A 23,563-nucleotide genomic window follows, 5' to 3' on the forward strand; every position below is an offset into this window, starting at 1 on the left:
TCGAGGACATACGACGAGTGGGGGCCCGGAACCGATCGGTTCCGGGCCCTCCTCGTTCAATTCCCTTTTGTCCCTGCCTTGTGCCTGCGGCACCGACAGGCGGCGCGACGGGCGCGGAGTGAGTGAACGCGTCAGGACTTGGTGCGGTGAGGGCACACCTCAACCGGCACGCTCCCAGCGGCGTCCGCCAGGGCTCCCATGCCCCGCTCCCACGACTCTGACGCACACCGCCGTCGTCCAGTGAACGTTTTGGCACAGCCTGCCCAGGAGCTGCGCCTATGCCACGTCCACGAGAATCCGAGAAAGCAGCAAATCGGCTTCTCGAGTTACCTGATCCCGGTCACTTCCGTTCACAATAAAGTGACCGATCCTGCCGTTGCTGCTTCCGTCAACCGCTATATCCTGCCCAGGGCCTCGGCGTATCTGCACTTCGGACACGCTTCCGCCGACTTCCGGGACATTCGTCAACTTCACGATTCTTCCGGGGCTGTCGGAGACAATGAAGCGAGCCGCAGAATAGCCGAGAGAAGTTACTTCCACCTTCACGGGGTCACCCATGGCGACGTCTATGCACGCTTGCCAAAGATCTACGCCCAGCGCATTCCTGACCAGCCATGCAATTCGGCCACCGGCTATCCGGGCAGCCACCTCTACGACCGTGCAGTCGCCGGACGGGCTCACCTTGACCTCAGTATGAGAAACTCCATTTCTGATCCCAACCGCCGAAATAGCTTTGGTGGCCTGGTCCTGAATGGACTCACGTGTCGTGTCATCCAGAGAAGCCGGCACGCCCAGACCAAGGTCCACACGGAACTCATTGCCCGTCGTCACCTTCTCAGTTACACAGACGTGCGCAGTATGCCCATCCCGCGTAACGGACTCCACACTGTATTCGGGCCCGGCCAGATACTCCTGGACCAGGACCCTGCTGTCCAACCAGTCACTATAGGGTCCAGATTCGTTGAGTTTCCTGGCCCGTTTGAAGCAGTCAAGTATCTCTTGCCGATTGAAGGCGATCGAGACGCCTGTAGACCCGGCATTCTCGCACGGTTTGACCACCACAGGACATTCAAGGCCTGCAGACGACATCAGTCCACGGACATCGTCTTCGTTCTCTACGATCCATGTTTTCGGTCGGGCCATGCCTGCGGAGCCGAACCGATCCCACATCTCGATCTTGTTTCTGGCCGCTCCCGCCAATAGAGGATCATTTCCTGGGAGGCGAAGTTGATGGCATACCTGAGCAGCAACAGGGGTGAGGAACTCGTTAACGGTCAACACGCCTTCCACGCCGGCACTTTGACCGAAGGATACGATCTTGGAGACCGCTTCCCCAGGGAGAGAATAGTCGACCTGAACACCGTCACGGACACATACATGAGTTGTCCGGTCAAGCACATCTGCAACTTCGCGCGAAGTAGCGAAATAGACAGCAATGCTCCGCTCGTCGCAAAGTGATAGCAACGCATCGACATCTGGGCCTTCCACGTCCACGATCAGAAGCCTTCGAGAACTGCCCTCGCTCGCCTGCAAGACCTCACCCTCCTTCGCCGAAAAATCAATGGAAGCAGTGACTTGCATACAAAATACCTGAGGCGGGTCACTCTTCCTGATCAACCTTGAGCAATCTGAACCCGCTTTAGGTGCCGGCGACTGTCGCGAAATTCGTTGCGCGAGTGCAACATGCGCCAGTTGTCCCAGAGCAACAGATCATGTCGGCAGTACTGAATCTTGACATGATGGTCCTCGAAGAGTTTTTCTCCCCTACCGAGAAATTCGCGCGTGATGCCGTCATCCTCGGGTACCGCGATATTATTTGCGGAGAAACGCAGTATCTCCACGCCATCCCCCTGCTCCAATATCGCATGTTTCGCGCGGTAGCTTATGCCCTCTCGCCTCAGCCCCTCACCCGAACACCATTCGTACTCCCGTGATGTCAGATGGTGCAGCTCCTCCTCCTTGAGATGCTCCAAAAGCTGACGTCCGTCGAAGAGAGTGGTCTCACCGTTTTCAGCCGCCGGCCTGACACACCAGAGGGCCATGTAACGGGGTGGTAGTCCCGAAAACTCGTAGCCTTCAGTGTGCGGAACCAACGCACTACGGTTCCCCCCGTAATAAACATCGTCCATGTTCGGTTCCGGAGCGATATCGCCGACCAGGGTACCGTTCGCTGCGGGCATGAAATGACCGAATCCGGTAAGAAATCCCACATGGTTGAAGCTGGGCGACAGATTCGTTAACAACACGTACCCGTTGAGGTCCAACATTTTTCGGCATGTCACTGACAGAGAGCTACTGGCAACAGTATCCCCATTTGCGTCAACTGCTGAGAGGACACTGTCCGGCGACTTCGGCATTTCCCGGTGACTCCTTAACTTGACGCGGCGGAAGTTGTCCGCAGAACTATCCCGGCCTTTGTCGGTCCACCGTGGTCCACGCGTCCCTCATGGCGTTCACTGTTCGACGACGATGGTCAGAGATTCGTCGATCTCCGATATGAGTCGCTGCAGGTCGAAATGGCTCGCGGCTCGTACACCGAAGTATCCGCCACGCTTGGTCGAATCGGCCGGAGCTGTAATCTGACTACCCACGGTTTCTTTTATCCTGTACATGAAGACGCCAGGATGTGTACTCAAGGAGTCGACACCCGAGACGCTTACCACCTTTCCAGAAGGTCGGTTCAAATAGTGGACAGCGCCCACCAGCTGCGGGCTTTCCAATACGCCCGGGGAAAGCCCGAGGTGCACCCGGACAAAGGCGCCGTACAAGTCGAATCCGTACGTCTCGGAGACCAGCTCTGGAATCCATATACCAGGTGCCCTGCAGGCAGATTCGATCAGGAAGGCACCGTCCTTGTTGATCTTCCATTCAGAATGGAACATCCCATCTTGAGCCTCCAGCGCAGCAACCAGGTCATGCGAAGCACGAATCGCCAGAGAATACTCCTCATCCGACAGCGGCGCCGGAACGGTAATCGTGGTGATCGGAAATCGGCGACTACCTGCGGGAGTGTCACACTTCGTAACATTGTCGAACACCGGGTGGCCGTCTACGAAGAGGGTCTCAACCGAAACCAGGACTCCCTCCACGTATTCCTCGACAAGATGGGGCCACCTGAGGGGGCGGGATGCGACGCCACTCGACTCATCCGCCTGCACTGAAGTGGCCCATGCCTCACGGAATTCATCCGGCGAATCTGCGCGGACCACTCCAACGGAGGCCCGCCGGTTGGTCGGCTTCACGATGACAGGTCGGCCGCGGTAGAAATCATGCAGATCTGATTCAGCCGCAGCCGAGGCGTAGCGGGGCTGGAGAATGCCAGCCTCTGCTGCTCGGCGCCTCAGAAGAAGTTTGTCCGTGCAAGCCTCGATCGCCTTGAGTCCGGCAGACCTCAGACCCAAACGGTCGGCTGCCTCACCAGCCGGCCGGACGGCATACTCCCAACAAGCGATGATGGCGTGGAACCCGACCTCCTTGTGCCACTGCTCAATCACGGGCAGGAAACCGTTCGACTGCTGGTATTCGGCGAGCCTTATTTCACGTATGGGAAAACTGTCGAAAACTTCTTGCCTATTCGCATACACGTCCGGCTCGTCGAGTACGTAGAGTTCGAACTCGGGGTTCCTCTCGAAAAATTCTGCAAACCCGGGGTGCATGCCGAAAGCGAGTACCTTCACGATTTACCTTCCAGAGTTGCCTGAGCCTTGAGATTACGTACACCAGGAACACTCAGAGTGATGGCAGTAGCTGCGGTGACCAGCAGAGCGCAGGTGAGAAGCGCCGGCCTCGTGCCCCATGTATCCGCGGCCGGGCCGGCGACGAGAAGTCCCAGTGGGGCCATCGCGATTGACCCGAGCATGTCGTACGAATTAACCATGGCCAGGGAGTTCTGGGGCACTTCTCGCTGGATGGTTGTTCCCCACAGAACGTTGTAGATGTCGGAGCAGACTCCAGCAACAAAGAAGACCAGTATCAGAAGAATCAGATCTCCGTGAAACGCGAGTATGAACATGGGGGCAGCTGTGGGGAAAGTGGCCAGGACCGCGACGAAAATGGGGCGGGTCGGCCGAAGACGCAAGGTGGTCCAGGCGCCGGCCACTCGGCCGATGGCCTGAGCCGCGGTGGCGAACCCCCATGCTGCGGCGCCTCCGAGGTAGCCAGCAGACATGGGACCCAATACGCCGGTAAGAGCATTGGAGGAAGCCACCACTACCGTGTACTGAAGCACCACGGACCAGAGCCACTGGCGAGACGAAAACTCTTTCCATCCTCGCCTCAGGTCGCCGACGATACTTCCCCGAGCGCGCGTATGGGTCCCAGCCGGAAACGCTCCTGCAAGCATCGCGGCTTCGACCAGGAACGTAGCTGCGTTAATTCCCAGTGCCGTAGGCGCTCCTACAGCATGAACAACTATTCCCCCAAGTGACATACCAACGATACGGCCGATGTTTGCCCACAACCGAAGGCTTCCGTTGGCTTGCTGGAGCTGATCCGGTTCCACCAACGCCGTAACGGCCTTCTGCGAGGCCGGTAGGAACAGTGCCTGCGATAGACCTGTAATTCCCGCTGCCGCACACATCAACCAGGGCGATCGCAGAGAGCCGATAAGCAGAAGCGCCAAGGCAGCGTAACCAACTGCGGACCCGATTCTGGCCCCGGACAGCACGATGCGCGCCGAAAAACGGTCACCTATTACGCCGCCGAAGACGATCATCATGACGGCCGGAACGATCTGACAGAAGAGGACCAGTGAAAGAATTTTGGGTGTTCCGCCCGCGGCCCCCAGTACCCCGAAGGAGATCGCGATAGGGCCGAACCCGTCACCGACTGTGGACAGCGTCCGCGCCACAGCAAAGGAGAAGTACGGTTTATTTTTCCTCAGTTTTATTTGTGGCTTCAGAGCAGCAGATTCTGGCACTTCGGATGTAAGCCCTTCTGTCTTTTCGCGGTGCTGGGCCCCTTGCTCCAAGGGGCCCAGCACAAAATGTCGATCAGTGGTCGTAGCTCATTAGGGCTCCCTAGTAGTAATGACGATCAAAAAGGAAGGTGCTCTGTTTGCGCCAGTGATACTTCAGTGGTCGTAGCTCATATTGCCCCTCCAATCTGTTCTCCACTGCATGAGCACACGGAGCGTAACCTGGAAGGAAGCGTCCTCACTCCGTGAGAATCAGTCCGGCCTGTCCGTCGAACGGTGCTCAGGGTTCGACTTATTCGAAAGTGACCGGAAGGTAAGAAAGACTGCGCACGGTCGCCGTCCGGCGACGGATTGGTTCCCCCGCAAGGCGAAGCGGGCGAGGAACGTCTCGAAGTCCTCTGACCAAGGCTCCGACAGCGATTTCCCCGAAGAGCTGACCGAGACAGGCGTGGGGCCCCCACCCGAAGCCCAGGTGTTGGTTGGGCCTACGGTCCAAAACGATTGCTTCGGGGTTTTCAAACTGCTCAGGATCCCGGTTGGCGGCCGCTGTGAGCGTGAGAACAGTCTGGCCGGCTTCGATCACCTGACCTTGAATAATTGTTTGTCTCATCGCAAACCGGCTGGTCCCCTGGGCAGGACCGTCGAACCGAATGAGCTCGTGCACACCGGGAGCAACAAGACTGTCGTCCTGAAATTCGCCGAGCACCTCAGGGTGTTGGAGCAGGGTCACCGCAACGTTTCCGGCGGTGGCATAAAGTGTGCCGAAACTGGCATTGAAAGTAACCGCAGTGGTGTTTCGTACATAGTGTTCGGGAACTTTGGCACGATCAGCCTCATCCCGAATTTTTCGCAGCGCCCCGGGATAGTCCTGAGTGTCGAACCAGGAGTCAACCAGAGCGTTGAATTTTTTTCGTGCTGCGTCGCCCGGAGTGATGACGGAGGCATCCAGCCCAGCGTCCATACGGTGCGCCAAAGCTTCTGACACCCCTACATAGGGGGCTAACTCCGGCTCTTCGACCCCCATGAGGTCGGCAGTTATGCGGAGCGAGACCGGCGCGGCCACTTCACGCATCCAGTCAAATCTCGCCTTCCCCTGCTCGCGTTCAAGTATGCGGGTGACGTGTTGGCGGGCCCGTTGCCCGATCGCCTCGGTATCTTGGTTGCGCAGGGTGTTTACGAACAGGCCTCGAAGAGGCTTCTGGGTCGGCGGATCAAGCGTTTGAACGCTTTGTTGGAATTCTGGAACCGTTTGGCCGACCCGGCGACGATCACGAGCGTATAGCTCATTATTCCTTAAGACTTCGCGACAGTCGTGATAGCGAGTCACAACCCATGACTGCATCTTCTCATGCCAGAAGATGGGTTGCTTCTCGCGTAGTTGCGCATAGAGCGGATAAGGGTTAGCCAGCACCTGAGGGCTCAGAGGGTCATATTGGATAGCGATTGCCATTGGTCGCTCCATCTGAACTTTTAGCTACTCTAAACATCCACGCGACTTGATTGAGGTGACCTAATTGGCGGTCGGCTTATACAAAAACGTATGCCATGCACACCGATTTGAAAAGAGGAAGTTGCATGTGATCTCGATCACGTGAATACATGGACTCGCCAACCTGTTTTGAAAACTCATGGCACGACTCGCTCATGTCTTTAAATGTTGAACTGACATCGTTGAGGTCGGCGAAGTGGCTTGTAATGCCCTGTTCTCCTACTGATCCGCAGGTTAGGTGTCGCAGCGGTGGAAGGGGTCGACGGAGGCGCAGATCAGCAACCGATGCGCTGCCGTCCGTGCTGCGTCGTGGGATCGCATTCCCGAAGTCGGCCATCGGTTCGGCGTGGTCGCCGCATCGGTGAACCGTGCGGTCGCTGTCTACCGTTCCGCCGCTGAGCTACGAGCGAGTGCCGCTTCAGGCCAAGCTCAGCATCGGGCCTGTATCAGCTGCGCTCCTAGGAGGACGCACGACCATGAGGGCCCGGAACCGATCGGTTCCGGGCCCTCATGGTCGTATCGCGGTCGCGGTGCGGTGCGCCTAGATCCGGATCTGCACGGCGCGGGAGAGGCGGTCGTGGAGGCCGCGGCCGTCGCGGTCCCAGATCAGGGCGGGGATGACGAGGCAGAGCAGCACGCTGCGGACCAGGACCCAGCCGGGGGCGAGGCGGCCGCCGCCCTCCGCGATGACGCGCAGCCGGAAGAGGGCCTTGCCCGGGGTGGCCCCGACCGTGCCGACGGTCAGCAGGCTCACGACGAAGAAGATCCCGAGGGCCCAGTTGCCCATGGCCTGCTGGTCACCGCGGGCGAACAGGCCGTATGCGATCACCATGCACAGGCCCCAGTCGACGGCGAGGGCGCCGATGCGGCGGCCCGGCCGGGCGATCGCGCCCGGCCCCTCCTCCGGGAGCCCGAGCTGTTGGCCCCGGTACCCGAAGTCGACACCGGCGTCCTCCGCGGCCGCGCGCGGGCCGGACAGCCACGATCCGATTGCTTGCCTCTTGTCCACCCGTCAAAGGTACTGCGCCCCATTTCGTACGGGGACGGGCGGGGTGGCCGGGCCGCTTCCACCGCCGGGCCGGACTTCTCCTGACGAGGTGTCGAACGGCGGAAACGGGGCACCGCACACCCGGGCCGGTTAACTTCGGCGAAACAAATGGGTCATGCTTGAGAAATCGACCGTCCCTATGGTCGGGTCCCAGCGTGTGCCACCGCACCGGCCGCACCACGAGCTGCAACCCCGTCCCGCCCCGGGCGGGAGTAGGAGGAGTTGGATGTTGTTCCAGAACGCCGACGACGCGAAGAAGTTCCTCGCGGACGAGGACGTCAAGTTCGTCGACGTCCGATTCTGCGACCTGCCCGGTGTCATGCAGCACTTCACGATCCCGGCGGCGGCGTTCGACCCGGACGAGGAGCTGGCCTTCGACGGATCGTCGATCCGTGGCTTCCAGGCCATCCACGAGTCGGACATGGCGCTGCGCGCCGACCTGTCGACGGCGCGCGTGGACCCCTTCCGCCGCGACAAGACCGTCAACATCAACTTCTTCATCCACGACCCGATCACGGGCGAGCAGTACAGCCGTGACCCGCGGAACGTGGCGAAGAAGGCGGAGGCGTACCTGGCCTCCACCGGCATCGCCGACACGGCCTACTTCGGCCCGGAGGCGGAGTTCTACGTCTTCGACAACGTCCGCTTCCAGACGTCGGCGAACGAGAGCTTCTACCACATCGACTCCGAGGCCGGCGCCTGGAACACCGGTGCGGTCGAGAACAACCGCGGCTACAAGGTCCGCTACAAGGGCGGTTACTTCCCCGCCCCGCCGGTCGACCACTTCGCCGACCTCCGCGCGGAGATCTCCCTGGAGCTGGACAAGAACGGCCTCCAGGTCGAACGCCAGCACCACGAGGTCGGCACGGCCGGCCAGGCGGAGATCAACTACAAGTTCAACACGCTGCTCGCCGCGGCCGACGACCTGATGCTCTTCAAGTACATCGTGAAGAACGTCGCCTGGCGCAACGAGAAGACCGCGACCTTCATGCCGAAGCCGATCTTCGGCGACAACGGCTCGGGCATGCACGTCCACCAGTCGCTGTGGTCGGGCGGCAACCCGCTCTTCTACGACGAGCAGGGCTACGCGGGCCTCTCGGACACCGCCCGCTACTACATCGGCGGCATCCTCAAGCACGCGCCGTCGCTGCTCGCCTTCACGAACCCGACGGTGAACTCGTACCACCGCCTGGTCCCGGGCTTCGAGGCGCCGGTCAACATGGTCTACTCGCAGCGCAACCGCTCGGCGGCGATGCGTATCCCGATCACGGGCTCGAACCCGAAGGCCAAGCGTGTGGAGTTCCGCGCGCCGGACCCGTCCTCGAACCCGTACCTGGCGTTCTCGGCGCTCCTCATGGCCGGCCTGGACGGCGTCAAGAACAAGATCGAGCCGCCGGAGCCGATCGACAAGGACCTCTACGAGCTCGCCCCCGAGGAGCACGCGGGCGTCGCCCAGGTCCCGACCTCCCTCCCCGCGGTCCTCGACGCCCTCGAGGCGGACAACGAGTACCTGCAGGCGGGCGGTGTCTTCACGTCCGACCTGATCGAGACGTGGATCGACTACAAGCGCACGAACGAGATCGCCCCGATCCAGCTGCGGCCGCACCCGCACGAGTTCGAGCTTTACTTCGACATCTAAAGATCGGGTCCGGGCGAGCGGGGTTCAACGAGCGCGCTGCCCGACCGGTTCTCTGACGTAGCGTCAGCAACAGTGAGGTCGCCACTCCCCTCGGGGTGGCGGCCTCACTTGCGTCATGTCGCGGCCCCCTCCCACGCGCCATGACATGGCCCCCGCCTTCGGCGACGGTCATGGTGGGCACCGTCCCGGGGCAAGCACTACGTCACGCCCCGTGACGCCCGGCCGTCGCCTCGTGCATTCACATCATGTCGATCCTGTGCATCTTTGCCGTCGGCCGCATGGAAGCCGGACGAGGGTGCCCATCTTGCTGGGTGGCCTCGGCTCCCCCCGTGATAGCACGGAGTGATCGCTTCCGAAGGAAGGTACGGCCTCATGGGCATCTTCAGCCGTCGCCAGACCGGCACCACCGAGCGGGCGCCGGGCGGTGGGCTCGGCACGCTCGATCCGCAGGCCGCGGGGGGCGACGCCGCTCTCGACCCCGCCCTCCGCTCGCTGGAGGGGCAGTGGACCATCGACCGGCCGCACAGCCGGATCGGGTTCTCCGTGCGGCATGCCATGGTCACCACCGTGCGGGGCGCGTTCGCCGATTACGACAGTGCCCTGTACTTCGACGGTGCGCAGCCCTCGCGTTCGCGGGCCGAGCTCACCATCCGTATCGCCAGCGTCGACACCGGCGTGGAGCAGCGCGACGCCCATCTCATCGGCACCGACTTCTTCGACGCGCGCCGGTATCCCGAGATGGTCTTCCGCTCCACCGCCACCGTGCACGACGGTGGGGAGACCTTCCGCATGGCGGGGGATCTGACGATTCGTGACGTCACCCGGCCCGTCGAGCTGCAACTCGACTATCTGGGCTCGGTGGTGGACCCCTTCGGCTTCGAGCGGGTCGGCTTCGACGGGACCACCACCATCGACCGCACCGACTGGGGTCTCGTCTACAACCAGCGGCTCGCCGCGGGCGGCACGATGGTGAGTGAGAAGGTGCGACTGCAGTTCGACATTTCCGCCATTCGAGCCACGGCCGTATAGCGGGGCAGTGGTACAGCGGCTGTTCGGACCTTTTGCCTATTGTCGTTATTACGGTGGCGCATGCGGCTGTTGGTAATTTGACTCCTCCGGATTCCCCGGATTCCCCGCATTCCCTGGCTTTCCTGGAGGCGCTGTGGTTCGCGTATCGGCGGCAGCCGGAGGACTCGCTCTGGTGGCCGCCACGTGCGGTTACGTGACCATGGGGCCCTCCGGCGGCCCGGAGGAGTCGATTCCTACGCTCTTCCTGACGCAGGAACGGGCCTCCACCGCCTCCTCTGAGTCCTCCGGTGAGTCCTTCGGCGCGCATGACGGGCAACTAGCCAACCGCTTCATCGTGCGGGACCGTTCCGGAGCGACGGTGGGCGGCGCCTACGAGTCGTGCGTCAAGGGGCTCGTCGGGGGGCGGGCACTCACCGCGTACTGCTCCGGGATCATCGAGATCTCCGGGAAAGGGAAGATCGCCTTTCAGGCCTCCCGGTCGGTCACGGACGGGCCCGATGCGAGGCAACCCGTGGTCACCGGAGTCGTCACCGGGGGAACCGGCGCCTACGACGACGCCGGCGGGGAGATGGACCTCACCCCGCCGGGCTCCGACGCCGACCCCTGGGTCGCCGAGTTCCGGTGACCGGGGCCCGGCTCAAGGGCCGGTTCAGGGGCCCGTGAGCGGGACCGGACGGAAGTGCGTCGTCAGGCGGCCCTCCTCGTCCAGGACGTGGAACGCCACCGACGGCGGCAGGTCGCGGTGCACGTGGTGCGACGGGTCTGTCCGGTGCTCCCACGGGAGGCGGAGCGTGGAGACCACTCCGGGGGCCACGAGGAGCGGGCGGCCCGCGAACGTCGTCGCCGCCGGCGTGTGCGCGTGGCCCGCCAGGAACGCCGTGACGTTCGGGTGGCGTGACGTCAGGTCGGCCAGGCGGTCCTCGCCGAACTGGCGGATGCCGTCCACGTACGGCGTGTGCAGCGGGACCGGCGGGTGGTGGAAGGCGACCAGGACCGGGCGCGTGGGCGGGGTGTCGGCGAGGAGGTCCGACAGCCAGGTCAGGGTCTCGTCCTCCAGTCTGCCGTGGTCCTCGCCGGGGACGGACGTGTCGCACAGGGCCAGGACGAAGCGGTCCGTGGTGTGGGAGTTGTTGATCGGCCTCGTGTGCCCGCTCGCGCCACCGGGTTCGCCCAGCAAGTGCTCGCGGTAGGCGGGGCGTTCGTCGTGATTTCCGGGGCAGGTCAGCAGGGGGTGACGGGACGTCAAAAGCTTGCGGGCCGCCTCGTACTCGGACGGGGTGGCGTGGTCGGCGATGTCGCCGGTGACGATCACCGCGTCCAGGTCGTACGGGAGGTCGTTCAGGTAGTCCATGACGGCGCGGGTGCGGGCGACGCTGCGGCCGGCGTCGGCGGCCCCGGTGTCGAGGTGGGTGTCGCTCAGGTGGGCTATCACTGTCGGCATGCCCTGAACCTAGGGGGCGGGCAGGGGCGGAGGGGAGGGCCAACCGCACGCCTCTGGCCTGCACTTCGCGCAGCCGCTCAGCCCCGCAGGACCTCCACTTCGCGCAGCCGCTCAGCCCCGCAGGAACCGCACCGACGGGCGGCCCGCCTCCGCGTCCCCCTCCTGGCTCACCACCGCCCGCACCCCGTACACCTCGGCGATCAGTTTCTCGGTGATCACCTCGGCCGGGGTGCCCGCCGCGTACGCGGTGCCGTCCTTCAGGATCAGCAGGTGGTCGCAGAACATCGCCGCCAGGTTGAGGTCGTGCAGCGCGATCACGCTGGTGACCGGGAGCTCGGCGACCAGGGACAGCAGGTCCAACTGGTGCTGGATGTCGAGGTGGTTGGTGGGCTCGTCGAGGAGGAGTTCGCGGGGCTCCTGGGCGAGCGCGCGGGCCAGCTGGACGCGTTGGCGCTCGCCGCCGGACAGGGTGTGCCAGGCCTGCGCGGCGCGCTCGGTGAGGCCCGTGCGCGCCAGCGCCTCGCGCACCGCTCGCTCGTCGTGGGGCGTCGGCGCCGACCACGCGCGGCGGTGCGGGATACGGCCCAGGCGTACGACGTCCCGTACGGTCAACTCGACCTGGGTGGTGGCGTGTTGCTCGACCACGGCGATCCGGCGCGCCACCGCGCGGCGGCCCGTGTCGGCCAGGGTGCGGCCGTCCAGGGTCACCACCCCGGAGGCCGGGGCGAGGACGCCCGCGAGGATACGCAGGAGCGTGGACTTGCCGGATCCGTTGGGGCCGAGGAGCCCCACGGTGGCGCCGTCGGGCGGGGCGAGGCTGACGCCGTCGACCACCAGGCGGCCGCCCGCCTCCCTGCTGACGCGGTCGGCGCGGACCCCCGTGTGCAGGCCCGCCGTTTCCGTGCGCGCCACGTCGTACGTCACGACACCCTCCGCGTCCGGTACAGCACCGCCACGAACGCCGGTACGCCGATGAGTGACGTCACCACGCCGACCGGGACCTCCTGCGGGTCCAGGGCCGTGCGGGCCAGCGTGTCCACCCAGACCAGGAAGACCGCGCCGGCCAGCGCGGTGACCGGGAGCAGCCGGGCGTGCCCGGAGCCGACGAAGGCGCGGGCCGCGTGCGGCAGGACCAGGCCGACGAAGCCGATGGCCCCCGCCGAGCTGACCAGGGCCGCCGTCAGCAGTGCCGTCGTGCAGAGCAGGATGATCCGGGTGCGGGCCACCCGGACGCCCAGCGTCGCCGCCGCCTCCTGCCCGAAGGCGAACGCGTCGAGCGTCCGGGCGTGCGCGAGGCAGACCAGCAGCGTCACCGCGAGCACCGCGGCGCACAGCCACACGTCGGTCCAGCCGATGCCGCTGAGCGAGCCGAGGAGCCAGAACAGCACGCCCCGCGTGGTCTCGGCGTCGCCCGCGGTGAGGATCACGAACGAGGTCAGCGCGGAGAAGAGCTGCATCGCGGCGACGCCGGAGAGGACGACCCGGTCCGTGGTGTCGCCCAGGGTGTGGCTCAGGAGCAGCACCAGCGCGAACGAGCAGAGCGCGCCCACGAAGGCGCCCGCCGAGACCGACACCGCTCCCCCGCCGACGCCGAGGACGACGACCGCGACCGCTCCCGTGGACGCCCCGGAGGAGACCCCGAGGACGAAGGGGTCGGCGAGCGGATTGCGGAGCAGGGACTGCATGACGGCTCCGCAGACCGCGAGGCCCGCGCCGCAGACCGCGGCGAGCAGGGTGCGGGGCATCCGCAGGTTCCAGACGATGCCGTCCCTGATCGGGGTGAGCGGGGTGTCGCCGAGACCGAGGTGGGCGCCGACGGTCGACCACACGTCGGGCACGGAGATGTCGGCCGGGCCGATGGTGACGGCCACGGATACGGAGAGGACCAGCGCGGCGACGCCGGCCGCCCAGAGCAGCCCCAGGCGCACGCGGCCGGGGGCGGCGCCGGAAGGGTCGTCCAGGACGGCTCCCGGATCCGTACCCGTACCTACACCTGTACCCGTACCCGCTTCCGGCGCCGTCCCGCTCTCCGTCACTTGGCGAGCCCGAACTTCCGCAGCCCCGCCGCCACTTGTTCGATGCCGTCGACCGTACGGATCGTGGGGTTCATCGCCTGGCCGCTGAGCAGGACGTACCGCTTCTTCTTCACCGCGGTGAGGTTCTTCGTCGCCGGGTTGGTCTCCAGGAACCTGATCTTCGCCGCGGCGCTCTCCGCGGACTGCGACTTGCGTGTGAGGTCGCCGAGGACGAGGACGTCGGGGTCGCGGTCGGCGACCGTCTCCCAGTTGATCTGCGGCCACTCGTCGTGCGTGTCGTCGAAGACGTTCTTCGCGCCGAGTTCGCGGGTGATGATGCCGGGGGCGCCGCAGCAGCCCGCCAGGTACGGGGCGTCGGAGTTGGCGAACCAGTACATGAGGCGGGTGTCGGACGCGGACGCCCGGATGTTCTTCGTCGCCTTCGTGACGCGGCGCTTCAGGTCGGCGATCAGTTTCTCGCCGCGCCGCTCGACGTGGAAGACCTTCGCGAGGTCGCGCACCTCGCCGTAGACCGTGTCCATGGTGAGGGTCTGCACGCGCTTGCCGTCGCCGGCGCCGTCGTTGTCCTTGCCCGCGCAGTCGCTGGGCGAGACGTAGACGGGGACGCCGAGCTCGGTGAACTTCGAGCGGTCGGCGACCCCGCCCTTGCCGACGGTGTAGAGGAAGGAGGCGCTGACGAAGTCCGGCTCCTTGTCGAGGACCTTCTCCAGCGAGGGGTAGCGGTCGGCGAGCCGATCGACCTTCGCCTCGTCCTTCGCCAGGTTCTTCAGGACCGGGTCGGTCCAGGTGCCGGTGCCTGCCATCCGGTCGGCGAGGCCGAGCGAGAGCAGGATCTCCGTGGAGCCCTGGTCGAGGGAGACGGCCCGCCGCGGCGCCGCCGTGACCTCGGCCTTCTTGCCGCAGGAGGTGACCGTGACCGGATAGCCGTCGGCGCCCTTGCCCGCCGGCTTGCCCGCCGAGCCGCCGCCGCACGCGGTGAGCGCGAGCAGGCAGGCGCAGAGGAGGGCGGACATGCGGACTGGCGTGGATATACGGGCTGTCGAGGACACGTGATCCTTCGGGTCTCGCGGCTCATACGCGGAGCCTGGCCTGCGTCACGACCTCCGCCGCCCGGTGCGCGGACGGAGGTGCCAGCAGGTCTTCGGACTCGGGATCGACCGGGCGGGGCGCCTTCCCGGGCGTCCTGAGACGCCCAGTGGCCGTGGCCCCGCCCGTCCCCCTCACCGCTGCGCGTCAGTTCCGGATTCGCACCGGATTCCCTGGCCCAGGTGTGGGTTTGACTGGCTTGCGCAAGTTATCACGCACCCGTCACGCGCTCGGGCGGGCCGTCGGCGCGGGCCGCGGCTCGCCGGGGTAGGTGCCGAAGGACCAGCGGTTGCCCTCCGGATCGGCGATGCCGAACTCGCGGCTGCTGTAGGGCTTGTCCTCGATCTCGCTGGTGATCTCCACGCCCGCCGCGGTGAGGCGCCGGTACAGCTCGTCCACCTCGGCGGTGACGATGTAGGCGCCCGCGGCGCCCGGCTTTCCGCAGGTGGCCGAGGACTCCGGGTCGTACGAGCCGAGCATGATGCCGCCGCCCTCGGGCCAGTCGAGCTGGGCGTGGGCGACGCGGCCCTCGTCCTCGTAGACGGCCGTGCGCAGGAAGCCGACGGTGCCGACGAGGAAGTCGATCAGGGCGAGGGCGTCCGCGGCCTGCACGCCCGGCCAGATGGCGGGTGCGGGGGTCACGCGGGTGTCAGGGGTGTCAGTGGTGTCAGGGGTGTCAGGGGTGTCAGGGGTGTCGAATCGCTGTTCCGTCTGGGTCTTCGGTGTGGTGTTCATGGCTTCGATTCTTCGCCTCCGCCGTGTGCCCCGGCTTGGATATTCCGGCACTCTTCGGCCAGCCAGCGGGTGGGGCTGGCCCCTGTGTACTGCCGGAAGTCACGGACCAGGTGGGAGTGGTCGTAATAGCCGGTGTCGGCCGCGACCCGGGCGAGGTCGGGCCGGTCGCCCGCCGCGACGGCCCTGGTCACGGCGGCCTTGGCGTGCTGGAAGCGCATCAGGCGGGCGGCCTGCTTGGGGCTCAGTCCGGTCTCGGCGCGGAACAGCGCGGTCAGCCGGCGCTCGCTGAGCGCGACGTGCCGGGAGAGGCCGCCGAGCGTACCCGCGCCGCGGTGCCGGGCCAGCCACGCCCATGCCGCGGCCACCTCGGGCCGTACGGATCCCGTGGCGCGGTCGGTGGACGCGAGGCGCCGCAGATAGCCGGAGAGGAGATCGAAGCGGTCCGCCCAGCGGTCCAGCTCGCAGAGCCGCTCGCGGACCTCGCCCGCGCGGGCGCCGAACACGTCGGTGCCGGCGACGACGAGCTGTCCGGCCAGCTCGGCGGCGGGCGCGCCGAGCAGCGCGCGGGCCGCGAGGGGGTGCACGGCGAGCTGGATGCCGGCCTCGTGCTCGGGCTGGACGACGTAGGCGGGGCTCTGGTGCAGGCCGCCCACCACGATGTCGGTGCGCGCCGCCGCCGGGCCGGTGGCCCGGTCCGGGGATTCGCCGGTGGCGATGGGGCCGTCGAGGGAGAAGATCACCGTCAGGTAGGGCGACGGGAGTCCGCGGTGCAGGGCGGGGCGCTGCCCGGCGGTGCGGTAGCCGACCGCCGAGACGACCATGCCGTCGAGCCGCGGCGCGGCCCGGACGAACTCGCGGGTGCCCATGGTTTCAGTATGCGCGGCGGACGCCGGTAGGGGGCGCCGCGGGCGCCGGAAGGTCGCGGCGCCCGTCCCTCGCTCCGGCCGCCGCCCCGGCTCCGGCATCCTTCGTGCCTACCCCCGTTCATCTCCCGCATGCCGCCCGGACACGGTGACTTCGATCATGGGAAATACGCGTGGCGCCCCATAGCATTGCGCGCCGCTCCGGACGGGGCCGCGCACCGCTCTCAGGGAACGGCAGGGACGTAGAGACATGGCAGTACGGACGGCGAAGGCCGCACGGGCAGTACGGGCGAAGAGCAAGCCGGCCCTCATCGGCACCATCGGCGCGCTGGCCGCCGCCGTCCTCGCGGGCAGCGCCCTGTGGCCGACGGACGAGGCGAGCGCCGCCGACACCTCGGCGGCCACCGCCCGCGAGCTGTCGCACTGGCCGAAGCCCGTGGCGAAGCGCCTGGGCGAGGTCATCGCCGAGAACGACCACAAGGGCGCGTACGCGGTCTTCGACGCGGACAACACCACGTACCGCAACGACCTCGAAGAGGCGCTGCTGCCCTTCCTGGAGATGAAGGGCGTGCTGACCCGCAAGACCATGGACCCGTCCCTGAAGGTCATCCCCTTCAAGGACACGGCCGGTCACAAGGAGAGCCTCTACAGCTACTACAACCGGCTGTGCGAGGTGGACGACCAGGTCTGCTACCCGTGGGCCGCGCAGATCTTCTCCGGCTTCACGCTGAAGGAGCTCAAGGGGTACGTCGACGAACTCCTCGCGTACAAGAAGCCGATCCCCGCCGAGTACTTCGAGGCCGGGAAGGTCACGAAGACCGAGGTGAAGCCGCCGGAGTTCTCGCGCGGCATGCAGCAGCTCTACAAGACGCTGCGCGCGCACGGCGTCGAGGTGTACGTGGTCAGCGCGGCCAGCGAGGACCTGGTGCGCATGGTCCTCGCGGACCCGAAGTACGGCTACGGCGTGAAGCCGCAGAACGTCATCGGGGTGGCCCTGCAGCTCAAGGACCGCAGGACCGGTGCGGTGACCAGCTCCCGCAAGGAGATCGCCGAGGGCCGCTTCGGCGAGAAGGACCGCGAGAAGCTGGCGAAGCGCGAGCTCACGCCCAACCTGTGGGCGCCGCTGACCTGGTACGAGGGCAAGCCCGCGGCGATCAACACGTACATCGACGAGTGGAAGAAGCCGATCCTCGCCGCGGGTGACACGCCCTCCAGCGACGGCCCGATGCTGTTCCACTCGGCCGATGTGGAGCACGGCGGTGTACGCGTGTGGGTCAACCGCAAGGACGCCTACATGAAGCAGCTGGACGGGATGAAGAAGAAGAACGCCGACCGGCAGCGGAAGCTGGGCCAGAAGGTGACCGCCGACAAGCGGTGGCTTACGGTCACCCCGGACCAGATCGGCTGACGCCCGGGAGCGCGTGGCCCGGCCGTGACGTCCGGGGGCACGGCCCGACCGTGACGGAGGGGGCGGCGAGCGGGTCAGCGGCCCGGCACGACCCGCCCCGCCGTCTCCTCCTCCGCCGTCCACGCCGCCACCCGCTTGGCGAGGGCGCCGCCCGCCCGGGTCCAGGCGAAGTGGTCGAGCTTCCGGCCCGCCTCCTGCGACGTGTAGTGGCGGCGGGTGAGGCGGGCCCGCGGGACCTTGGCCAGGAGGTGGTCCAGGGCGGACTCGGGGGCGTACGTGTCCTGGTCGACGGAGATCGCGAGGACGGGGAGCTCCAGGCCGCGGAGGGCGGTTTCGTAGTCGAGCGCGGAGCCCTTGGCGCCGTAGCGGCCGGTCCGCACCTGCCGTGCCCAGTCGCGCATGACGCCCTTGGGCTGGTCGCCGCCGAAGCCGATCCGGGCGCCGGGCCAGCGGCCGAGCGCGGTCGCCGTGGCGGTGACCAGGAGGTGGAAGAGGTAGAGGGCGGGGGCGCGCAGCGGGCCGAAGGCGCGGTACCAGACGGAGCCGGTGGCGACGATCGCCACTCCATCCACGCCGCTACCGCCGACTCCGCTGCCGCCGCCGGCACCGGCCGGTCTTCCGGCGGGGCGGGCCAACGCCGCGTGGATCAGGGCGAGTTGGCCGCCGAGGCTGTGGCCGAGCAGGTGCAGGGGCGGTTCGGGGCCGAGCTCGCTCCGGACCGCCGCGACGACCGCGGGGAGGTCCTCCTCGACGATCGCGCGGTAGCCGTGGTCGAGCGGCCTCGGGCCCGCGGGGTCCGGGGCGGCCTCGCCCTGGCCGCGCAGGTCGACGGTGAGCACGGTGAGACCCTCGTCGTGCAACTGCCGGGCGAAACGGCGGTAGTGGCGGGCGGGCGTGCCCATCGCGGGCAGGATGAGCACCACGGGCGCCGGCGGCGGCCCCGGCGCCGGGCCCGAGCCGGACGGAAGGAAGCGGTCCGGTGCGGGCGCGCGCAAGCCGCGCACCGGCAGGCGGGTGCCGTCCGGGAGTTCGGCGGTCGTCAGGAGCGGCAGTTCGCCGACGGGGTCCGGCTGGGTCATGGGCTCAGCATGTCCCATCGCACGGTTGAACGCACAGGCCCACGCCGAAACGGGGCCCGCGGCGGTCAACTCCCGCCCCGGGCCCCGCACTTGCCCACCCCGTCACTCGGTCAACGGGCGCTCAACGGCTGTACCGCATCAGCGCCCGCACCATGTGGCAGGTGATGTCGGACGGCGGATGGATCCCGACCTCCTCGGCCATCCACCGGATCGTGCCGTTCTTCGCCTGGTCCGGCTGATGGACGCCGGAGTCGAGCAGGGCGATGGCCAGGCGCATCGCCTTGAGGCGGCGGTTGTGGTTGACGTACCACTCCCGCGGTCGCCCTGCGGGCAGCGCCTTCTTCTCGCGTGGTGCGTACGGCAGGTCGATCAGGACGGGTTGTGGTGCGGCCTTGGACACACGCTTCGATGTGAGTGCGGCAGCGGGCACGGGCATCCTCCTGTCGCGGTCAGGACCCCCCGTCGGGCGCCCTCGAACACTACTGTGATTCTACTCCCCGCCACTGACAATCGCCGCTGGCCAGAAGGGCTTTGAGGTATTCGAACAGAGGGCTGCCGAGACCTCTGGAGCGGGTGGTTCGCCAGGTAGCGTGTGGGCATGGAGATCTGGATCAACCCCGCCTGCTCGAAGTGCCGCAGCGCCCTCACCCTGCTCGACGCGGAGGGCGCCGACTACACCGTGCGCCGCTATCTCGACGACGTGCCGACCGAGGACGAGATCCGCGACGTGCTCGGCCGGCTCGGCCTCGAACCCTGGGACATCACCAGGACCCAGGAACCGGCCGCGAAGGACCTGGGCCTCGCGGACCGCGCGGCCTGGCCCCGGGACGCCTCGGCCCGCGACCGCTGGATCACGGCGCTCGCCGGCCACCCGAAGCTGATCCAGCGCCCGATCATCACGGCGGACGACGGCACGGCGGTGGTGGGCCGCACGGAGGAGGCCGTACGGGACGCGCTCTCCCGCTGAGCCGCGCGGGCCGCCTCGCACCGCACGGCCTCGCGCCGCACCGTGCCGCGCCCGCAGATGACCGCCCATTGATGGATGAACTCCGGCAAACCGTTACATACGCCTGCCTAGCGTGGGTGCTCCAAGACCGCCGACCGGACACCGATCCGGCACACGGAAAGGAGCGCGCCGTGCGGAGCTGGATGTTCGGGGGCGTATACGGAACGGTCCTCGCGAGCGCGCTGCTCGCGGCGCTGCAGGCGGAGGGCACGCGCTACACGCCCTACTACGACGCGGCCTGGGTCAGCGTCACCGCGGGCACGGCCGCCCTCGCGCACGGCTACGCGCACCACATGTCCACGCACCGGCCGGGCTCGGGCATCCACCGCTGGCGCCAGCTGGTGCGGGCGCTCGCCGACGAGTGGCCGGTGATCGTCGCCAGCTGGCCCACCGTGCTGCTGCTGGTGCTCGCCGGCGCCTTCGGCTGGCCCGAGCCCCCGGTCACGTACACCGGGCTGCTCCTCAACGCCGGGCTGCTCCTCGGCTGGGGCACCTTCGCCGCGCTGCGGGTCGGCTACCGGCGCCGCTCGGCCGTCCTGATCGGCGCCGCCGACGCGGCGATCGGGCTCGCCATCGCGGCCGCCAACGCCGTCATCAAGTGACGACTTGCGGCGGACGCACGGTGACGTCGGCCACAGCCGCCTCAGGTAACACGGGGTTCACACAAGAGCAACGGTCGGGAAATCGCCGGTTGCCAGGCTTCCGGCCATCACCACGGCACCGCAGCACCCGCACGTTCTGCGCCGTACCGAACGTTTAAGGATGAGGCCCCGTGACCTTCAAGGCTGAGTACATCTGGATCGACGGCACCGCCCCGACCGCGAAGCTCCGTTCGAAGACGAAGATCCTCGCGGACGACGCGAAGGGCGCAGAGCTGCCGCTCTGGGGCTTCGACGGCTCCAGCACGAACCAGGCCACGGGTCACGCCTCGGACCGCGTCCTCAAGCCGGTCTTCACCTGCCCGGACCCGATCCGCGGCGGCGACGACATCCTCGTCCTGTGCGAGGTCCTCAACACGGACATGACCCCGCACGAGTCCAACACCCGCGCCGAACTGGCCGAGGTCGCGGGCCGGTTCGCCGCCCAGGAGCCGATCTTCGGCATCGAGCAGGAGTACACCTTCTTCGAGGGCGACCGTCCGCTCGGCTTCCCGGTCGGCGGCTTCCCCGCCGCGCAGGGCGGCTACTACTGCGGCGTCGGCTCGGACGAGATCTTCGGCCGTGACGTCGTCGAGGCGCACCTGGAGAACTGCCTGACGGCCGGTCTCGGCATCTCCGGCATCAACGCCGAGGTCATGCCCGGCCAGTGGGAGTTCCAGGTCGGCCCGCTGGCCCCGCTCGAGGTCTCCGACCAGCTGTGGATCGCCCGCTGGCTGCTCTACCGCACCGCCGAGGACTTCAAGGTCTCCGCGACCCTCGACCCCAAGCCGGTCAAGGGCGACTGGAACGGCGCGGGCGCGCACACCAACTTCTCCACCAGGGCGATGCGCGAGGGCTACGCCCCGATCATCACCGCCTGCGAGGCGCTCGGCGAGGGCTCGAAGCCGCTGGACCACGTGAAGAACTACGGCGCGGGCATCGACGACCGTCTCACCGGCCTGCACGAGACCGCCCCTTGGGACGAGTACAAGTACGGCGTCTCCGACCGCGGCGCCTCGGTGCGCATCCCGTGGCAGGTCGAGGTGGAGCAGAAGGGCTACATCGAGGACCGCCGCCCGAACGCGAACGTCGACCCGTACGTGGTGACGCGGCTGCTCGTCGACACCTGCTGCACCGCCCTGGAGAAGGCCGGACAGGTCTGATCCCACCCGTCACCCAAGGGTCGTCCACCGGTTACGGTGGGCGACCCCGTTCTCATCTGATTCAATGGAGCCATGGGCAGCCACCAGAACACCTCGACAGGTCGTCATGACCTCGAGCCTTTCTGGCCCTCCCGGCAGCACCACGACTTCGACCGGGTGTGTTGCCGCGCGATGAACGCGCGGGCCCTCTAAAGCCGTTCACCCGGCCTTCGCCTGACGCGCACGACGTACGTCTCGTTCTCGACGACTCCTTCTTCGCGCGAAAGAGCTGACCCCACCATGGCGAACTCCCGTTCCTTCACCGCTCCCGCCACGCCCGCCACCGCGACCCTCACCGCGCCCGGCCACACCGCCCGCGGCCGGCTGCGGGCCGTCGCACCCGACGAGGTGGCACGGATCCCCGACTTCCTGCCGCCGGGCGCCACCTGGCTGCCCGCCCCGCAGCACACCCTGCCCACCCTGCCCGGCCAGCCGCCGATGGTCGGCTACCTCGTCCTCGTCCCCGCGGGCCAGGAACCGGTCACCGCCGACCCCGCCCCGCCCGAGGTGCGGCCCGCCCCCGCCGCGGGCCCCATCAGGATCGACGCCGTACAGCGCGCCGCCGAGGTCGACGGGCGCCTCCTCGACCTCACGTACCTGGAGTTCGAGCTGCTCGCCCACCTCGTCGCGCACCCCCACCGGGTGCACACCCGCGACCAGTTGGTGACCACGGTGTGGGGGTACGGGCACGTGGGCGACGGCCGGACCGTCGACGTGCACGTGGCGCGGCTGCGGCGCAAGCTCGGCGCGGAGCACCGCAGGACCATCCAGACGGTGCGCCGGGTCGGCTACAAGTACACGCCGGCCGTCCCGCGCTGACCTGCGGAGTCTCCCGGTTCCTTGCTCTGCCGGCAGCAGAACCTGCTTCCCCGGCGCGGCCCGTGCGGGCAGAGTCGCCCGCATGAGACTTCTGATGCTGGGCGGAACCGAGTTCGTGGGACGTGCGGTCACCGAGGCGGCCCTCGCCCGGGGCTGGGAGGTGACCGTCTTCCACCGCGGCCACCACCCGGCTCCCGAGGGGGCCACGGCCGTGCACGGGGACCGCACCACCGAGGACGGCCTCGCGGCGCTCGCCGACGGCGCGTGGGACGCGGTGGTCGACACCTGGTCGGCGGCGCCCCGGGTGGTGCGGGACGCCGCCCGGCTGCTCGCGGACCGCGCCGGGCGGTACGTCTATGTCTCCAGCGCCTCCGTCTACCGCTACCCGGGCGCCGCCGGGTCCGACGAGACGTATCCGGTGGTGGACGGCGACCCGGACGCGGAGGCGACGGAGTACGCGCGGGACAAGCGGGGCGGCGAGCTGGCCGCGCTCGCCGCGTTCGGCACCGGGCGGACGGTGCTCGCGCGGGCCGGGCTGATCCTCGGCCCGTACGAGAACATCGGGCGGCTGCCGTGGTGGCTGGGCCGGGTCGCGCGCGGCGGCCCCGTGCTCGCCCCCGGGCCGCGGGACCTCGACATCCAGTACGTCGACGTGCGGGACCTCGCCGAGTGGATCCTCGACGCGGCCGCCGGGGGACTGCACGGGCCGTACAACCTGGTCGGTCCGATGGGGCGGTGCACGATGGGCGAGCTGCTCGACGCGTGCGCCGAGGTCGCGGGCGGCCCTGACCTGTCGCTGCGCTGGACCGACCCGCGGGTGGTGCTCGACGCGGGCATCGAGCAGTGGATGGAGCTGCCGGTGTGGCTGGCGCCGGGCGAGATGCACGACACGATGCACCGGACGTCCGCGGCGAAGGCGGCCGCCGCCGGCCTCGCTTCCCGGCCGGTCGCCGAGACGGTGCGCGACACCTGGGAGTGGCTGCGCTCCATCGGCGGGACACCGCCGCGGCGGCCGGACCGGCCGGTGGTCGGGCTCGCCCCCGAGAAGGAGGCGCGGGCGCTCGGGCTGTGACGCCGCGTGGCCCCGGTGCGGGTGTTCCGCACCGGGGCCGCGGCGTGGGACTCGTCAA

The 23,563-nt window shown here is 67.6% G+C and carries 23 protein-coding genes and 1 riboswitch; of the genes, 9 read left to right on the forward strand and 14 right to left on the reverse strand.

Annotation, left to right across the window (positions count from 1 at the left end):
• Positions 1 to 276: 276 nt before the first annotated feature.
• The 6 genes from ACZ6B8_RS00190 to ACZ6B8_RS00215 all read right to left on the reverse strand — a co-directional run bounded on the left by ACZ6B8_RS00190 (position 277) and on the right by ACZ6B8_RS00215 (position 7,413).
• Positions 277 to 1,581 (reverse strand): ATP-grasp domain-containing protein, encoded by a 1,305-nt coding sequence (locus ACZ6B8_RS00190; RefSeq protein WP_471605805.1) that lies wholly within the window; start codon positions 1,579 to 1,581, stop codon positions 277 to 279.
• Positions 1,582 to 1,613: 32 nt separating this feature from the next.
• Complete coding sequence (locus ACZ6B8_RS00195; protein ID WP_471075147.1) at positions 1,614 to 2,357, reverse strand: TauD/TfdA family dioxygenase; 744 nt, start codon at positions 2,355 to 2,357, stop codon at positions 1,614 to 1,616.
• 96 nt (positions 2,358 to 2,453) lie between these two features.
• Complete coding sequence (locus tag ACZ6B8_RS00200; protein WP_471605806.1) at positions 2,454 to 3,677, reverse strand: ATP-grasp domain-containing protein; 1,224 nt, start codon at positions 3,675 to 3,677, stop codon at positions 2,454 to 2,456.
• Complete coding sequence (locus tag ACZ6B8_RS00205) at positions 3,674 to 4,969, reverse strand: MFS transporter (RefSeq protein WP_471605807.1); 1,296 nt, start codon at positions 4,967 to 4,969, stop codon at positions 3,674 to 3,676. The genes ACZ6B8_RS00200 and ACZ6B8_RS00205 overlap by 4 nt, the downstream gene beginning before the upstream one ends.
• Positions 4,970 to 5,207: 238 nt before the next feature.
• Positions 5,208 to 6,365, reverse strand: coding sequence for a cytochrome P450 (locus ACZ6B8_RS00210; RefSeq protein WP_471075137.1), 1,158 nt, complete (start codon positions 6,363 to 6,365; stop codon positions 5,208 to 5,210).
• 580 nt (positions 6,366 to 6,945) lie between these two features.
• Positions 6,946 to 7,413 carry an RDD family protein gene (locus ACZ6B8_RS00215; RefSeq protein WP_471075134.1) on the reverse strand — a complete coding sequence of 156 codons (468 nt, stop codon included), beginning with the start codon at positions 7,411 to 7,413 and terminating at the stop codon, positions 6,946 to 6,948.
• A 268-nt stretch (positions 7,414 to 7,681) separates the two neighbouring features.
• Between ACZ6B8_RS00215 and glnA the strand changes: the two genes are divergently transcribed.
• The 3 genes from glnA (at position 7,682) to ACZ6B8_RS00230 (ending at position 10,745) form a co-directional block, all read left to right on the forward strand.
• Positions 7,682 to 9,091, forward strand: coding sequence for a type I glutamate--ammonia ligase (glnA, locus tag ACZ6B8_RS00220; protein ID WP_471076462.1), 1,410 nt, complete (start codon positions 7,682 to 7,684; stop codon positions 9,089 to 9,091).
• A gap of 372 nt (positions 9,092 to 9,463) precedes the next feature.
• Positions 9,464 to 10,120 (forward strand): YceI family protein, encoded by a 657-nt coding sequence (locus ACZ6B8_RS00225; RefSeq protein WP_471075077.1) that lies wholly within the window; start codon positions 9,464 to 9,466, stop codon positions 10,118 to 10,120.
• Positions 10,121 to 10,292: 172 nt separating this feature from the next.
• Positions 10,293 to 10,745, forward strand: a complete 453-nt coding sequence (locus ACZ6B8_RS00230) for a hypothetical protein (protein ID WP_471075074.1) — start codon at positions 10,293 to 10,295, stop codon at positions 10,743 to 10,745.
• Positions 10,746 to 10,769: 24 nt separating this feature from the next.
• On the opposite strand, the gene ACZ6B8_RS00235 is transcribed toward ACZ6B8_RS00230, so the two are convergent.
• The 6 genes from ACZ6B8_RS00235 to ACZ6B8_RS00260 all read right to left on the reverse strand — a co-directional run bounded on the left by ACZ6B8_RS00235 (position 10,770) and on the right by ACZ6B8_RS00260 (position 16,284).
• Complete coding sequence (locus ACZ6B8_RS00235; RefSeq protein ID WP_471075071.1) at positions 10,770 to 11,561, reverse strand: metallophosphoesterase; 792 nt, start codon at positions 11,559 to 11,561, stop codon at positions 10,770 to 10,772.
• Between the two features lie 111 nt (positions 11,562 to 11,672).
• Positions 11,673 to 12,485 (reverse strand): ABC transporter ATP-binding protein, encoded by an 813-nt coding sequence (locus ACZ6B8_RS00240; protein WP_471075068.1) that lies wholly within the window; start codon positions 12,483 to 12,485, stop codon positions 11,673 to 11,675.
• Positions 12,482 to 13,522, reverse strand: coding sequence for a FecCD family ABC transporter permease (locus ACZ6B8_RS00245; protein WP_471076456.1), 1,041 nt, complete (start codon positions 13,520 to 13,522; stop codon positions 12,482 to 12,484). The genes ACZ6B8_RS00240 and ACZ6B8_RS00245 overlap by 4 nt, the downstream gene beginning before the upstream one ends.
• Before the next feature lie 71 nt (positions 13,523 to 13,593).
• Positions 13,594 to 14,610 (reverse strand): ABC transporter substrate-binding protein, encoded by a 1,017-nt coding sequence (locus ACZ6B8_RS00250; protein WP_471075065.1) that lies wholly within the window; start codon positions 14,608 to 14,610, stop codon positions 13,594 to 13,596.
• Positions 14,611 to 14,712: 102 nt separating this feature from the next.
• Positions 14,713 to 14,897, reverse strand: a riboswitch (cobalamin riboswitch).
• Positions 14,898 to 14,905: 8 nt separating this feature from the next.
• Positions 14,906 to 15,418: a VOC family protein gene (locus ACZ6B8_RS00255; protein WP_471605808.1), complete on the reverse strand. Its 513-nt coding sequence runs from the start codon at positions 15,416 to 15,418 to the stop codon at positions 14,906 to 14,908.
• Positions 15,415 to 16,284, reverse strand: a complete 870-nt coding sequence (locus ACZ6B8_RS00260; protein ID WP_471075059.1) for an AraC family transcriptional regulator — start codon at positions 16,282 to 16,284, stop codon at positions 15,415 to 15,417. Before ACZ6B8_RS00260 ends, ACZ6B8_RS00255 begins: the two co-directional genes overlap by 4 nt.
• Positions 16,285 to 16,531: 247 nt before the next feature.
• Here ACZ6B8_RS00260 and ACZ6B8_RS00265 point away from each other — a divergent pair, with 247 nt between their 5' ends.
• The gene (locus tag ACZ6B8_RS00265) at positions 16,532 to 17,689 is read left to right on the forward strand and encodes an HAD family hydrolase (protein ID WP_471075056.1); all 1,158 of its coding nucleotides are present in this window, start codon (positions 16,532 to 16,534) and stop codon (positions 17,687 to 17,689) included.
• Positions 17,690 to 17,763: 74 nt separating this feature from the next.
• On the opposite strand, the gene ACZ6B8_RS00270 is transcribed toward ACZ6B8_RS00265, so the two are convergent.
• Together ACZ6B8_RS00270 and ACZ6B8_RS00275 are read right to left on the reverse strand one after the other, a co-directional pair.
• On the reverse strand, positions 17,764 to 18,768 hold the full coding sequence (locus ACZ6B8_RS00270; RefSeq protein WP_471605809.1) for an alpha/beta hydrolase family protein: 1,005 nt from the start codon (positions 18,766 to 18,768) through the stop codon (positions 17,764 to 17,766).
• Positions 18,769 to 18,889: 121 nt separating this feature from the next.
• On the reverse strand, positions 18,890 to 19,198 hold the full coding sequence (locus tag ACZ6B8_RS00275; RefSeq protein ID WP_471605810.1) for a hypothetical protein: 309 nt from the start codon (positions 19,196 to 19,198) through the stop codon (positions 18,890 to 18,892).
• 168 nt (positions 19,199 to 19,366) lie between these two features.
• Between ACZ6B8_RS00275 and ACZ6B8_RS00280 the strand changes: the two genes are divergently transcribed.
• The 5 genes from ACZ6B8_RS00280 (at position 19,367) to ACZ6B8_RS00300 (ending at position 23,505) form a co-directional block, all read left to right on the forward strand.
• Entirely contained in the window at positions 19,367 to 19,735 is a 369-nt protein-coding gene (locus tag ACZ6B8_RS00280; RefSeq protein WP_471075047.1) for an arsenate reductase family protein, read from the forward strand.
• 170 nt (positions 19,736 to 19,905) lie between these two features.
• The gene (locus ACZ6B8_RS00285) at positions 19,906 to 20,376 is read left to right on the forward strand and encodes a hypothetical protein (RefSeq protein WP_471605811.1); all 471 of its coding nucleotides are present in this window, start codon (positions 19,906 to 19,908) and stop codon (positions 20,374 to 20,376) included.
• 170 nt (positions 20,377 to 20,546) lie between these two features.
• Positions 20,547 to 21,575 carry a glutamine synthetase gene (glnII, locus tag ACZ6B8_RS00290; RefSeq protein WP_471075041.1) on the forward strand — a complete coding sequence of 343 codons (1,029 nt, stop codon included), beginning with the start codon at positions 20,547 to 20,549 and terminating at the stop codon, positions 21,573 to 21,575.
• Positions 21,576 to 21,854: 279 nt separating this feature from the next.
• Positions 21,855 to 22,433, forward strand: a complete 579-nt coding sequence (locus ACZ6B8_RS00295) for a winged helix-turn-helix domain-containing protein (RefSeq protein WP_471075039.1) — start codon at positions 21,855 to 21,857, stop codon at positions 22,431 to 22,433.
• Between the two features lie 82 nt (positions 22,434 to 22,515).
• Positions 22,516 to 23,505, forward strand: a complete 990-nt coding sequence (locus ACZ6B8_RS00300; protein ID WP_471605812.1) for an NAD-dependent epimerase/dehydratase family protein — start codon at positions 22,516 to 22,518, stop codon at positions 23,503 to 23,505.
• The last annotated feature ends 58 nt before the right edge of the window (positions 23,506 to 23,563 follow it).

Source organism: Streptomyces sp. NPDC041122 (genome assembly GCF_055592445.1).